15 protein-coding genes are annotated in these 12,836 nt (G+C 65.1%); 10 read left to right on the forward strand and 5 right to left on the reverse strand.

Annotated elements, in window-relative coordinates; all coding sequences use genetic code 11:
- Positions 1-353: 353 nt before the first annotated feature.
- Positions 354-560 carry a transcriptional regulator gene (locus AC1RUR_RS31900; RefSeq protein WP_492851459.1) on the forward strand — a complete coding sequence of 69 codons (207 nt, stop codon included), beginning with the start codon at positions 354-356 and terminating at the stop codon, positions 558-560.
- Between the two features lie 3 nt (positions 561-563).
- Here the strand turns inward: AC1RUR_RS31900 and AC1RUR_RS31905 are convergent, their stop codons facing one another.
- A complete protein-coding gene (locus tag AC1RUR_RS31905; protein WP_492851461.1) occupies positions 564-1,814 on the reverse strand; it encodes a cyclopropane fatty acid synthase in 1,251 nt (416 codons plus the stop codon).
- A gap of 278 nt (positions 1,815-2,092) precedes the next feature.
- Between AC1RUR_RS31905 and AC1RUR_RS31910 the strand changes: the two genes are divergently transcribed.
- The 3 genes from AC1RUR_RS31910 (at position 2,093) to AC1RUR_RS31920 (ending at position 4,239) form a co-directional block, all read left to right on the forward strand.
- Complete coding sequence (locus AC1RUR_RS31910; RefSeq protein WP_492851463.1) at positions 2,093-3,052, forward strand: hypothetical protein; 960 nt, start codon at positions 2,093-2,095, stop codon at positions 3,050-3,052.
- 111 nt (positions 3,053-3,163) lie between these two features.
- Positions 3,164-3,760, forward strand: a complete 597-nt coding sequence (locus AC1RUR_RS31915) for a TetR/AcrR family transcriptional regulator (protein ID WP_492851465.1) — start codon at positions 3,164-3,166, stop codon at positions 3,758-3,760.
- Positions 3,761-3,771: 11 nt separating this feature from the next.
- Positions 3,772-4,239: a PaaI family thioesterase gene (locus tag AC1RUR_RS31920; protein ID WP_492851467.1), complete on the forward strand. Its 468-nt coding sequence runs from the start codon at positions 3,772-3,774 to the stop codon at positions 4,237-4,239.
- 117 nt (positions 4,240-4,356) lie between these two features.
- On the opposite strand, the gene rplI is transcribed toward AC1RUR_RS31920, so the two are convergent.
- The 4 genes from rplI to rpsF all read right to left on the reverse strand — a co-directional run bounded on the left by rplI (position 4,357) and on the right by rpsF (position 6,870).
- Complete coding sequence (gene rplI, locus AC1RUR_RS31925; protein WP_492851469.1) at positions 4,357-4,962, reverse strand: 50S ribosomal protein L9; 606 nt, start codon at positions 4,960-4,962, stop codon at positions 4,357-4,359.
- A 51-nt stretch (positions 4,963-5,013) separates the two neighbouring features.
- Complete coding sequence (locus AC1RUR_RS31930) at positions 5,014-5,991, reverse strand: YybS family protein (RefSeq protein ID WP_492851471.1); 978 nt, start codon at positions 5,989-5,991, stop codon at positions 5,014-5,016.
- 133 nt (positions 5,992-6,124) lie between these two features.
- Positions 6,125-6,364, reverse strand: coding sequence for a 30S ribosomal protein S18 (gene rpsR / locus AC1RUR_RS31935; RefSeq protein ID WP_007592020.1), 240 nt, complete (start codon positions 6,362-6,364; stop codon positions 6,125-6,127).
- Positions 6,365-6,369: 5 nt separating this feature from the next.
- Entirely contained in the window at positions 6,370-6,870 is a 501-nt protein-coding gene (gene rpsF / locus AC1RUR_RS31940; protein ID WP_028171082.1) for a 30S ribosomal protein S6, read from the reverse strand.
- Between the two features lie 343 nt (positions 6,871-7,213).
- On the opposite strand from rpsF, the gene AC1RUR_RS31945 reads away from it, so the two are divergent.
- The 6 genes from AC1RUR_RS31945 to fabF all read left to right on the forward strand — a co-directional run bounded on the left by AC1RUR_RS31945 (position 7,214) and on the right by fabF (position 12,756).
- Positions 7,214-7,921 carry a TetR/AcrR family transcriptional regulator C-terminal domain-containing protein gene (locus tag AC1RUR_RS31945; RefSeq protein WP_492851474.1) on the forward strand — a complete coding sequence of 236 codons (708 nt, stop codon included), beginning with the start codon at positions 7,214-7,216 and terminating at the stop codon, positions 7,919-7,921.
- A 3-nt stretch (positions 7,922-7,924) separates the two neighbouring features.
- Positions 7,925-8,950 carry a fatty acid desaturase family protein gene (locus AC1RUR_RS31950; RefSeq protein WP_492851476.1) on the forward strand — a complete coding sequence of 342 codons (1,026 nt, stop codon included), beginning with the start codon at positions 7,925-7,927 and terminating at the stop codon, positions 8,948-8,950.
- 171 nt (positions 8,951-9,121) lie between these two features.
- On the forward strand, positions 9,122-10,081 hold the full coding sequence (fabD, locus tag AC1RUR_RS31955) for an ACP S-malonyltransferase (RefSeq protein ID WP_492851478.1): 960 nt from the start codon (positions 9,122-9,124) through the stop codon (positions 10,079-10,081).
- A 12-nt stretch (positions 10,082-10,093) separates the two neighbouring features.
- Complete coding sequence (fabG, locus tag AC1RUR_RS31960; RefSeq protein WP_492851480.1) at positions 10,094-10,831, forward strand: 3-oxoacyl-[acyl-carrier-protein] reductase; 738 nt, start codon at positions 10,094-10,096, stop codon at positions 10,829-10,831.
- Between the two features lie 311 nt (positions 10,832-11,142).
- Positions 11,143-11,382, forward strand: a complete 240-nt coding sequence (locus AC1RUR_RS31965; RefSeq protein WP_008130699.1) for an acyl carrier protein — start codon at positions 11,143-11,145, stop codon at positions 11,380-11,382.
- Between the two features lie 108 nt (positions 11,383-11,490).
- Complete coding sequence (gene fabF, locus AC1RUR_RS31970) at positions 11,491-12,756, forward strand: beta-ketoacyl-ACP synthase II (RefSeq protein ID WP_492851483.1); 1,266 nt, start codon at positions 11,491-11,493, stop codon at positions 12,754-12,756.
- The last annotated feature ends 80 nt before the right edge of the window (positions 12,757-12,836 follow it).

The following is a 12,836-nucleotide window of genomic DNA, read 5'->3' on the forward strand; positions in this document are numbered from 1 at the left end:
GAAAAATCCTGAAACAGTGAACCTAATGAATGGGCGGGCAGACGTATCAAGAGCGCGCGAAATGACGCACGCTGGCCGCTTTCGGCTCGGGTTCAGACCAGCAGGAGGTAGACCAGCGCAACCAGGGCCGCGCCGACGCCGGTGACGATCAGGGCGTAATCGGTGCGGAGGTCGTCCTGCACGTCGAATGAGGTTTGGGTCTCTTTGCTCATGGCGACGGTCTAAGCCAGGCCCGACCAGACTTATGTGAAGCAGATCACATCTCCCCGGATTCTTTCGGGGGTAGGGCCGGAACGGGCAGGCGGGCGGGGGATTGTCCCCGGCAACCCGCCATCAGGGAGACGAGGCAAGCGATGCGGCCAGAACGGCAGCACCAGATCTGGCGAAGCGAGGCAAGCAGCCGGCTTTGGCTGTCCGGGCTAATCGCGGCCATGCAGCACGCCGAGCGTCCCGAAGTGCGCCGCCAGCCGGTCGCGCCCGAGATCCTGGTGGAACTGCGGGCGCAATTGGCGTTAACGGCGTCTTTCCGCGCTTCCCCGATTTCGACCCTGCGTCACTAGGAACTATTCACCGGCCAGTTTCAGCTTTGGCTTGGCGCCGCTTTCGCTCGCCCGGAGGCGGGCTTCGTCGCGCGCGATGTAGTCCCGGGTCATCGGCACCACGCCTTGACGCTTGGTGAGCTGGATCTGGAAGTTCATCATGTGCTGCTTGCGAAACGTCATCTCGCTGGCCGCCAGATAGAATTCCCACATCAGGGCGAAGCGCTCGTCGTAAAGCTGCACGGCCTCCTCGCGGCGCGCCATGAAGCGCTCCCGCCAGGCCTTCAGCGTCTCGGCGTAATGCAGCCGCAGGATCTCGATGTCGCAGACCAGGAGGCCCGCACGCTCGATCGCCGGCAGCACCTCGGACAGAGCCGGGATGTAGCCGCCGGGGAAGATGTATTTGGCGATCCAGGGATTGGTCGAATCCGGGCCCTGCGAGCGGCCGATCGAGTGCAGCAGCATGACACCGTCCTCGTTCAGGAGCTCGGCGCAGCGTTGGAAGTAAGCGTCGTAGAACCTCACCCCGACGTGCTCCAACATGCCGACCGAGACGATACGGTCGAACGGCCCCTTGATGTCGCGATAGTCCTGGAGCAGGAATTTGGCCGATCCGGTCAGGCCCTTTTCGGCCGCGCGCGCATTGGCGACCTGCAACTGCTCGGTCGATAGCGTGATGCCGGTGACGTCGGCGCCTGCGATCTCGGCGAGATAGAGCCCGAGCCCGCCCCAGCCCGAGCCGATATCGAGCACGCGCTGGCCGCCCTCGAGGCGCAGCTTTGCGGCGATGTGCCGCTTCTTGGCGAGCTGCGCATCGTCGAGTGTGCTCTCCGGCGTCTCGAAATAGGCGCAGCTGTATTGCTTGTCAGCGTCGAGGAAGAGCGAATAGAGCCGGCCGTCGAGATCGTAGTGATGCGCGACATTGCGACGCGAGAGCGCGCGCGGATTGAACTGCTTCAAGTGTCGCGTCAGATAGCGCAGATGCCACCAGGGTTTCGCCCACTGCGGCAATAGGTCGGGTTGATCGAGCAGGATCGCGAGGGCATCAGCTATGCTGCCGCGTTCGACGACGAATTCGCCGTCCATATAGGCTTCGCCAAGCCCGAGTTCGGGATTGACGAGGATCTTTCGTTCTGCGTCCGCGGTGACGAAACGAACCGCGATCGGTTCGCCCGAGCCGTCGCCGACGGTGAACTTCGACCCCTTCGCCGTGGTCACCGTCATCGACCCGCGGCGAATGAATTGAGACAGAAATTGACGCAACAAACGGTCCATCGACACCTTCCTCTCGAGCGAACCCGAAGAGATGCGACTAACCCGGCCCTCACATCCGCCGCTCAGGTCCCGCTCTGGTTCCTATGCGTTTGCATCTAAATCTAGGCAGGCTGTTCCGGCACCGCTATTGCGTTGTGTTCAAGGCCGATATTCCAAAAGCGTTTAATCACATCCTTGCGCGTGGAGCCTGCTTCCATTCACGGCTCAATCCGCTAAAAGGTGACCGCCGCCGCGCCGGATGCCGGCTGCATTCGCGGAAATTCATGGAGATGATGGGAATGTCGAGCCGAGCGCTCAGCCTCGCGACGGTATTGCTTCTGACCGGCTTCGGGGCGACCGATGCCGTTCTTGCGCAGGCGACGAACCTCGAGGCCGGCAAGGCCCCATCCCAGCTCTTCGCGCAGACCTGCAATGCCTGCCACAAGAGCCCGAAGGGGCTGTTGAAGACAGTCGCGCCGGGTTCGCTGCCGGGTTTCCTGCGTCAGCATTACACGACCAGCTCCGACATGGCCGGCGCGCTCGCTTCTTACCTCGTATCGAACGGCGCCACCGACACCCGCTACCAGGCCAAGGACGGCAAGGACAAAAAGGACGGGGCCAAGGACAAGGAAGCGAGCACCAATCCTGCGCAGTCGCCCGAGCATCAGGGCCGTCGTCAGCGTCCGCAGGACGCCGCCAAGCCGGAAGCCGAGGGCGCAGCTCCGCCTGCCGAGGGCCGCCAGAAGCGTGCGGCGCGGCCGAGCGAGGAGGGCGCAAAGCCCGAGGGGCAGGCAGCGCCAGAGGGCCGCAAGGGCAAGCGTCGCGGCAAGCCCGGGACCGAGGAAGCACCGAAGGTCGATGCCGCGGCGCCGGCCACTGACGAGAAGAAGAGCGAGCCGAAGACGGAGCCCAAGCCCGAGAGCGCCAAGGTCGAGCCCGAGACCAACCTCGACGGCGGCAAGGCATCAGAAAAACCCGCGGAGCCGAAGCCGGAGACCGCCAAGGTCGAGCCGCGCGGCAGCGAAGCTCCGGCGCTTCGGCCCGATCCGGTGCCGCAGGTGACGCCGGCTGCACCGGCCGCGAAGCCCGCCGAGCCGGCCGCGCCCAAGGCGGCGGAAGAGGCGGCTCCCAAGCCCGCCGCGCCTGCCGCAAGCTCCGAGCCGGCAGCCAAGCCGCAGGAGCCGGCGCCGCCCGCGACCGCTGCGGCTCCGCCGCCGGCGGAGTCATCAGGACCTCCTGCGCCGCCGATTTCGCGCTAAGCCGACCTGCATTTTTCAGATCGCGTTGCGAAGGCCGCGCCCACCGCGGCCTTCGCAACGTCTTGACGGTAATTAGAGCAATGCTCTAGAGTAATACTCTAGGAGATGCCGATGGCGGCGAGCGTGCGTGACGACCTGTTGGCGGCGGGGCTGTTCGTGTTCGACCGCGTCGGCTTCGAAGCCGCGACGGTGGCCGCGATCCGCGCCAAAGCGCGCGCCTCCAACGGTAGCTTCTTTCACGTCTTCGGATCGAAGAAGGAGCTCGCGGGCACATTGTTCCTGGAGGTGCTGCGGCACTATCACGCCGCCGTGTTGGCCGCGCTCGATCCTGTGCCCGACGCCGAGCAAGGCATCGATCGCCTGATCCGGGCGCATCTCGGCTGGGTCGTATCGAGCCGGCGCGAGGCCCGCTATCTCTTCGAGATCTCGCGCAGCGAATGGGGCGAGGACGTCCGCGACGCCCAGCGCGCGCAGAATGCACGCCTTGCCGAAGGCATCGAACGCTGGCGCGGGCCGCTGGTTGCCGGCGGCGAGCTTCTGCCGATGACGCCGGTGATGTTCGTCAGCCAGCTGATCGGTCCGGCGCAGATCTTCTGCCGCGCGTTCCTGTCGGGGCGCGATCGTGCCGATCCGCGCAGCGAGGCCGACACGCTGGTCGCCTGTGCCATCCGCGCGCTGCGGCCGTCCGGTCGAATCGACAACCAATAGGGAGAGATGCCATGCGAGCCGAGGCAGATCCGGAATTTGCGGCCGTAGCCGCGCGCATTCACGCCAATGTCGGCCGCCAGGGCTTTATGAATCTCGTTGGCGCCGAGCTCTCGGAATTGTCGCGCGGCACCTGCACGATCGCGGTGGCGCGCCGGCCGGAGCTGCTCCAGCAGCACGGTTTCTTCCATGGCGGCGTCACCGCATTTTTGGTCGACAACGCCACGACGATCGCGGCTGCCACCTCGCGCGGTCAGCCGGCGCTGACGGCCGAATACAAGCTCAATCTGTTGTCGCCCGCGGTCGGCGAGAAGCTGATCTGCCGCGCCCGGGTGATCAAGCCAGGGCGCCAGGTCTCGGTGGTCGCGGCCGACGTATACTGTGTCAGTGACGGCGTCGAGAAACATACGGCAACCGCGCTCGCCTCGATCGCGATGCTGAGCGAGGACGTCGCCGCCAAAACGAAAAGCCCGGCCGCCTGAGGCAACCGGGCTTCTGATTTGTCTTCGTCATTCCGGGGGCCCGCGACGCGAGAACCCGGAAATTCGAGATTCCGGGTTCGATGCTTCGCATCGCCCCGGAATGACGAACTGACGTGTTTACTTCTCGGTCTCTTCCGCAGCCGGGGCCGGCTCGACGTCGTCGTGCTGGGCTTCCGGATCGAAGAACTCGCCGGCGGCGGCGATCGCCTCGGCGGCCGCGTCGCGGTCCTCGTTGCGGGTCGAGATGTCCTCGCCGCGGTTGATGCGCTCGGCCTCGTCCTGGCTGCGCGCGACCGTGACGGAGATTTCGACCTCGACCTCGGGGTGAACGGCGACGGTAATGGTGTGCTTGCCGATGGTCTTGATCGGCGCGTCGAGCTGGACCTGCGGACGGGACAGCGAAACGCCGTCGGCTTCGAACGCGACGACGATGTCACGCACGTTGACCGAGCCGAATAGCTGGCCGGCTTCCGAGGCCTGGCGGATCACGATGATGTTCTTGCCCTGGATCTTCTCGGCGACCTTGGACGCCTCGGCCTTGGACGCGAGGTTGCGGGCCTCGAGGTCGGCCTTCATGCCGTCGTACTTGGCGCGGTTGTCGGCGGTGGCGCGCAGCGCCTTGCCGCGCTTGAGCAGGAAATTGCGGGCATAGCCGTCGCGAACCTTCACGACCTCGCCCATCTGGCCGAGCTTGTTGACGCGTTCCAGCAAAATGACTTCCATATTCTTTTCTCCTTTGAAGTGCTCTGTGAGTTCTGGGTTTCAGGGTTGGACTTAAGGGGTTGGCAGCGGCGGCGGCTGGCGGCCGCGCAGGAAGCGCTCGCGAAAGCCGAACACGGCGTCCGCAAGGCCCAGGATCACCATCGCGAGGACGGGCCATCCGAACACGACGACGACGGCGTAGGCCGAGCCGAGCCAGAACGTGCGGCTCTTCAGCGCGAGCGTCAGCGTGTGCAGCACGGCAAAGCCGGTCAGCGCATAGCCCATCATCAGCGCCGCGGTGGCGATCTGTGCGACGATCGCCAGCAGCCCGCCGGTGAAGGAGAAGGCGAGCGCGACGCAGAGCGCCACGAGCGTCATCGGCGGCAGCTCGGCCGTCATCAGATCCGGCCAGGGGCGGCGCAGCCGGCCCGACGTCGCCGTCACCTTGGCGCTGAGCCAGAGGTTGAGGGTCAGCGTCATCATCGCGACGATGGTGGCGGCGGCCGGCGCGATGCGCACCAGCGCGTCGACAAGCTGGCCAGCTTCGCCGGAGGCTTGCGGATCGGTTGCGCGGAGGATGCGCATCAGGCCGCGTCGCAGGGTGCCCATGATGGTGTCGGCGTCGGTGCCGAGCGTGAGCAGGGCGGCGATCGTGGTGAGCGTGGCGAAGCCCGCGATCCACAGCAGGATGCGTCCGACCGGATACCACTCGAGCTCGGGCTCGGCCGGCGGCTCGGTGGCGGCGGCCGGCGTGGCAGGTCCCACCTGCCGGCTGAGCAGGACGAGATGGCCGAGCCACCAGGCCGGCAGCGCGACGGTGACGGCAAAGGCGATGCAGTAGGGCAGGCCGAACAGGGCGCCGAGGCCGATCGCAGCGGCGATGCCGCCAAGGCTCGCGCAAAGCGGTCCCCAGCCGATCGAGGCGACCATCAGCGGCAGCGGTGCGAGATAGAACAGGACGAGCGAGATCAGCGCGCCCGAAACGATCGAGGCGAACATCAGGGCCGACGCAGCGCCGGCGATCAGGGCTATCAGTCCAAAGGCCATCATCAGCTGTCCCGCTCCTTCCGAGCGGTTAGAGGCATCTCGCCCCAACCATCGGCGACCGGACGACCCCGGAAGCCTTATGAGTTCAGATAAGTCGCGACCGGCGGCTCAACGGCCGCCGGTCGAATTGGTCGTATCAGCGAATGACGTAGGGCAGCAGGCCCAGGAAGCGCGCGCGCTTGATGGCGCGGGCGAGCTCACGCTGCTTCTTCGCGGACACCGCGGTGATGCGGCTCGGCACGATCTTGCCGCGCTCGGAGACGTAACGCATCAAGAGCTTGGAGTCCTTGTAGTCGATCTTCGGAGCATTCGCGCCCGTGAACGGGCAGCTCTTGCGACGACGGAAAAACGGACGGCGTGCACCAGCTTCAGCCATTGATCTTACTCCCCATCCGTCGTGGTTTCAGCTTCTTCGCGCGGACGGCGCGGGCCGCGATCACCGCGGAAGCCACCACCGTCACGATCACCGCCACGGAAACCACCCTCGCGGTCGCCACGGAAGCCGCCTTCGCGCTCGCCGCGGAAGCCGCCGCCACGGTCGTCACGCTCGCGATCACGATCGGCCTTGCGCATCATCGCGGACGGGCCTTCCTCGAGCTCCTCGACGCGGACGCTGAGATAGCGGATCACGTCTTCGCTGATGCGCTCCTGGCGCTCGATCTCGGCGATCGCCGCGGACGGCGCGTCGATGTTGAGCAGCACGAAGTGCGCCTTGCGGTTCTTGTTCATGCGGTAGGTGAGGGAGCGCACGCCCCAGTTCTCGGTCTTGGTGACCTTGCCGCCGAGACCCTCGACGATACCGGTCATCTGCGCAGTCAGTTCTTCGACCTGCTGCGGGCTCGCGTCTTGGCGCGCGAGAAAAACATGCTCATAGAGAGCCATGGTGGTCCTTTCCTCATGTTGGCGCATCGCCCGGCGTCAAGCCCTTAAGAGGCCTTCGGAAAGGACTCTGGGATTAAGCTCAGAAGGCGGAAACACGGGACGACGGGCCGACTGGCCCTGCCACAGCAAAATCACGAATGATTTGTTGAGACCGTCCGTTCAGCTCCCGGCCGGGGTCTGCGGATGCGCGCCTTATACGGATTTTGACCGGCTTTGCAAGGTTTGCGGGACCAGTTTCGGCCCGGGGCGACCCAGCGGGCTCTGCCAGGACCAGCCCGTCACGCCGAACTCACCTTGATTTATTTGTTTGTATAGCATACAAATAAACCAACGGGAGGATCCAATGGCGGACAAGTCTGGCCGCGCTCCATCCGAGCCGGCCGCTGACGACCCCAAGCACGCTGCGCGCGCCACACGCTCGGCCGGCCGCAAAATGCGCTCGCTGCTGCTGGATGCGGCCAGCCCGCTGTTCCGGGAGCGGGGACTGTCGGGCACGGCGATCACCGACATCGCGGCCGCCGCTGACGCATTCCCGAGCCAGATCACCTATTATTTCCGCACCAAGGAGGCGCTGTTCGTCGAATGCGCCTGCCGCGAGTTGCTGTACCTCGCCCGCGCGACCGAGCAGGCGGCGCTGAAGGCGCATACGCCTGGGGACTACACCCGGGCTCTGGCCGAGACGGTGACGGCGAGCGATTCGGTCGCCTTCTTCGCCGAGGCGCTGACGCTGACGCGACGTCGCCAGGATCTCGCGCCACTGGTCGAGCGCACCATCGAGCGTCTGCATGCCGAGGGCGCGCGCGCTTATGCGAGCCAGGTTGCGCGCCACGGCTGGCGCTCCTTGCGCGCACCCGACGAAAGCTCGCGGCGGTTCTGGGCCGTCGCCATCGGAATCATCCTCGAAGGCTACGCCATGGGGCGTTCGCCCGAGGCCCTGTGCGCCGAGATGCTGCGCGTGCTTGGTGAGCAGGCGAAGTCTGCCGGAGACGCCGCGCGCCTGCGCCTCGTCGACCACCGCGAGGCATCGACCACTTCGGATGAGGAGAGTTAGTCCATGACCGCGCTTCGCATGCGTGCCCGCGATTTCCTGACCGAGGACCAGCTCGTCGACGTGCGCCGGCGCGTGACCTGGAAGGGCATTGCGCTGATCGCGCACGCCTGGGCGCTGATCATTGGCGCAATCGCACTGGTCGCCTGGTGGCCCAATCCGCTGACTTATGTTTTCGCTGTCGCCATCATCGGCTCGCGCCAGCTTGGGCTTGCGATCTTGATGCATGACGGTGCGCATGGTTGCCTCTCCGTCGACGAGAAGACCAATCTGACGCTGAGCCAGTGGTTTTGCGCCTATCCGATCTTTGCGGAGACGCGTGCCTATCGCCGCTATCACTTGCAGCATCACGCGCACACCCAGCAGGAGGATGACCCTGATCTCGTGCTGTCGGCGCCATTTCCGATTACGCAGCTGAGCTATCGCCGCAAGTTCATTCGCGACATCACCGGGCAGACCGGCTACCAGCAGCGCAAGGCGCAACTGCTCAACGCGCTCGGGCCGAAGGACTGGCCGTGGCGGCAACGTGCGGCGCATTTCTGGGAAAAGCTTGGCCCGCAATGCCTCGTCAATGCCGCGATGTTTGCGGCGCTCGCGGCGGCCGGCGTGTGGTGGGCCTATCCGCTGCTGTGGCTCGTGCCGTTTCTCACCTGGATGATGGTCATCACCCGCATCCGCAACATCGCCGAGCACGCCGTCGTGCCTGACAGCAGCGATCCCCTGCGCAATACCCGCACCACGCATGCCGGTTTTCTTGAGCGCCTGTTCATCGCGCCGTATTACGTGAACTATCACCTCGAGCATCATTTGCTGTTCTACGTGCCCTGCTACAATTTGCCGAAGGTGCATCGGCTGCTCAGCGAGAGCCGGCACGCCGGCCGCATGGAAGTGCAGCCGAATTATGCCGCTGTGCTGCGGCTCGCCACGGCCAAGCCGAACCGTGACGACCGTCCGGGCCAATTGGCGAACAGCGCGCGCCGTGCACAAGCAGGGGCGGCGGTCGATACCAACCAGACCAATGGCGGATTCTAGGGGCGCATCCCCACGTGAATGCCAGCCGAAGTTCCTATCTTGGCTTGACATTCCGGCCCCGGACAGTGTCTACGGCCCCCTTTGAAGCACGATCCGGAACCATGGCCCAAGGCCGCGCGTAATCGGCTGCCGGTTCTCGCAGGGATCATGCTCGACAAGCAGGGAGCGCCGATGACGGCTGCATTCACATTTCCGGGGCAGGGATCCCAGGCGGTTGGCATGGGCAAGGCCTTGGCCGACGCCTTTCCGGTGGCGCGCGCCGTATTCGACGAGGTCGATGCCGCGCTTGGGGACAAGCTGACGGCCATCATCTGGGAGGGCCCGGCTGAAACCCTCCAGCTCACCGAAAACGCGCAGCCGGCGCTTATGGCGGTTTCTGTCGCCACCCTGCGCGTGCTCGAGGCCGAAGCCGGTTTTTCCGTGGGGCGGGATGCCGCCTTTGTCGCCGGCCACTCGCTCGGTGAATATTCGGCGCTGGCTGCAGCCGGCAGCCTGACGGTTTCCGATACTGCGCGACTGCTTCGCACCCGCGGTCTTGCAATGCAAAAAGCCGTGCCGGTCGGCGCCGGTGCGATGGCCGCTCTGCTGGGTCTCGATTACGAGGCCGCCATGGAGGTCGCCAATGAGGCGGCGCAGGGGCAGGTCTGCCAGGCCGCCAACGACAATGGCGGCGGGCAGGTGGTGGTCTCCGGCGACAAGGCGGCAGTCGACCGCGCCGTCGAGATCGCCAAGACCAAGGGTGCCAAGCGCGCGATGCTGCTGCCGGTGTCCGCGCCGTTCCATTGCAAGCTGATGCAGCCCGCGGCCGACGCCATGGCCGAGGCGTTGGCCAAGGTCACGATCAAGGCGCCGGCGGCGCCGCTGGTGTCGAACGTACTGGCGAGAGCGGTCACTGATCCCGACGAGATCCGCCGCCGTCTGGTCGAACAGGTCACCGGCACCGTGCGCTGGCGCGAGTCGGTTGCCTATATGGCGGGGCAGGGCGTTACCCGCTTCTTCGAGATCGGCGCGGGCAAGGTGCTGACGGGTCTCGTCAAGCGTATCGCCGATGGCGCCGTCGGCGTCGCCGTGGGCGGGCCGAACGACATTGCCGCAGCCAAGGATGCATTGGCCGCTGCGAAGCAGGCCTAGAGGAGTTTTTCGATGTTCGATCTGACAGGCAAGAAGGCGCTCGTCACCGGCGCGACCGGCGGCATCGGCGGCGCAATCGCGCAGGCGCTGCATGCGCAAGGCGCCACGGTCGCGATATCAGGGACGCGGAAGGAAGTGCTGGATGAGCTTGCGGGCAAGCTCGGCGAGCGCACCTTCGTGCTGCCGTGCAATCTTTCGAAGGCCGACGAGGTCGAGGCGCTGGTGCCCGCGGCGGAAGCCGCGATGGGGCAGGTCGACATCCTCGTCGCCAATGCCGGCATCACCCGCGACAATCTCTTCGTGCAGCTCCGCGACGAGGACTGGGAGGAGGTCATCAACATCAATCTGACCTCGACCTTCCGCCTGGCGCGCGCCGCCACCAAATTGATGATGCGCAAGCGCTTCGGCCGCATCATCGCCATCACCTCGGTGGTCGGCGTCACCGGTAATCCCGGGCAGGGCAACTACACGGCCTCGAAAGCCGGTCTGATCGGCATGATCAAGACGCTGGGTGCCGAATACGCCAAGCGCGGCGTGACCGCGAACTGCATCGCACCCGGCTTCATCAAGACGCCGATGACGGATGCACTCAACGACAAGCAGCGCGAGACGATTCTGACCAAGGTTCCGGCTGCCCGCCTGGGGACGCCCGAGGACATCGCGGCGGCCGCTGTTTACCTGAGTTCGAACGAAGCGGCCTACGTCACCGGCCAAACCATCCATGTCAACGGCGGCATGGCCATGATCTGAAAGCCCTCGTTCCGTACTGCCCACATGGCGGTGCGGGATGCGGCAAACGGCCGTTTCCGAAGGGAAATGAGGCTTGTAGTCAAGGCAGTTGAAGTATGATAACCGGACCTTCAACGGATGGGCAAAGAACGCCATTGCAGGTTTTTGAAACCCTGTATATTGGCGATGCGGAGCCTTGGCCGTCGTTCGCAGGGCCCAGCATCGGTTAGGATGGGCCAAATCAAAGTTCGTAAGCGAAGGCAGTCAACGACCACGACGGCTCGTATCGTCCCGGGGGGTCGGGTCTACAGGGAACAACACGAGGTTATGCAATGAGTGACATTGGCGAGCGGGTTAAGAAGATCGTGGTCGAACACCTTGGTGTTGAACCCGAGAAGGTTGTCGACGCTGCGAGCTTCATCGACGACCTCGGCGCCGACAGTCTGGACACCGTCGAACTGGTGATGGCGTTCGAAGAAGAATTCGGTTGCGAGATTCCGGACGACGCTGCGGAAACGATTCTCACCGTCGGCGACGCCACGAAGTTTCTCGAGAAGAACGCGAAGAGCTAAGGCTCTTCATTTTCGCGGGGACAACATTGAAACCGGACGGGCCGCTTCCCAGCGGTCAGCCGGTTTCTTGTTATTGGCCGTGAATCTTTCGATGCGGAGTTTTCGGATATGAGGCGGGTTGTCGTCACGGGTCTCGGCATGGTTTCGCCACTCGGCTGTGGCGTCGAACCGACCTGGAAGCGCATCCTCAACGGCGAAAGCGGTGCGCGCAGGATCGAGAGCTTCGATGTCTCCGATCTTCAGACCAAGATCGCCTGCACGGTCGTGCGCGGCGACGGGGCGAACGATACCTTCGATCCCGACAAGTGGATGGAGCCGAAGGACCAGCGCAAGGTCGACGACTTCATCATCTTCGGCATGGCCGCAGCCGGCCAGGCGCTCGACGATGCTAACTGGCATCCCGAAACCGAAGAGGACAAGTGCGCGACCGGCACCATGATCGGATCCGGCATCGGCGGCCTCAACGGCATCGCCGACACCGCCGTCCTGCTGAAGGAGCGCGGACCGCGCCGGGTGTCGCCGTTCTTCATTCCGGGCCGCCTGATCAACCTCGCCTCCGGCTATGTCTCGATCGCGCACGGGCTGAAGGGGCCGAACCATTCGGTGGTGACGGCCTGCTCGACCGGCGCGCACGCGGTCGGCGATGCCGCCCGCTTGATCGCGCTCGGCGATGCCGACGTCATGGTGGCCGGCGGCGCCGAGTCGCCGATCGGCCGCATCGGCATTGCCGGCTTCAACGCCGCGCGCGCGCTCTCCACCGGCTTCAACGAGAGGCCCGAGAAGGCCTCGCGTCCCTACGACAAGGACCGCGACGGCTTCGTGATGGGCGAGGGCGCCGGCGTTCTCGTCCTGGAAGAGCTCGAGCACGCCCGGCGCCGCGGCGCGAAGATCTATGCCGAGGTGGTCGGCTACGGTCTGTCGGGCGATGCCTATCACATCACCTCGCCGTCGCCCGACGGTGATGGCGGCTTCCGCAGCATGTCGGCCGCGCTGAAGCGCGCCGGCCTCACGGCGTCCGATCTCGACTACATCAACGCGCATGGCACCTCAACACCGCTCGGCGACGAGATCGAGCTCGGCGCGGTGGAGCGTCTGCTCGGCAACGCGGCTTCCAAGGTTGCGATGTCCTCGACCAAGTCGTCGACCGGTCATCTGCTCGGCGCGGCCGGCGCGATCGAGGCGATCTTCGCGGTCCTCGCGATTCGCGATAATGTCGTGCCGCCGACCATCAATTTGGACAATCCGTCGGTGGAGACTGCGATCGATCTCGTGCCGCACATTGCGAAGAAGCGTGAGGTCAACGTCGCATTGTCGAATTCTTTCGGTTTTGGCGGTACCAACGCGTCGGTGATCGTCCGGCGCCTGGTCCATTAGTTTGTGGTTGCGACGAATCCACCGTTTTGCCGTATTCGGCGATAGTCATGGTAGTGGGCGCGTGCATTTGGCAGGGCAAA

Source organism: Bradyrhizobium sp. GW821-FHT12B03, from assembly GCF_058807535.1.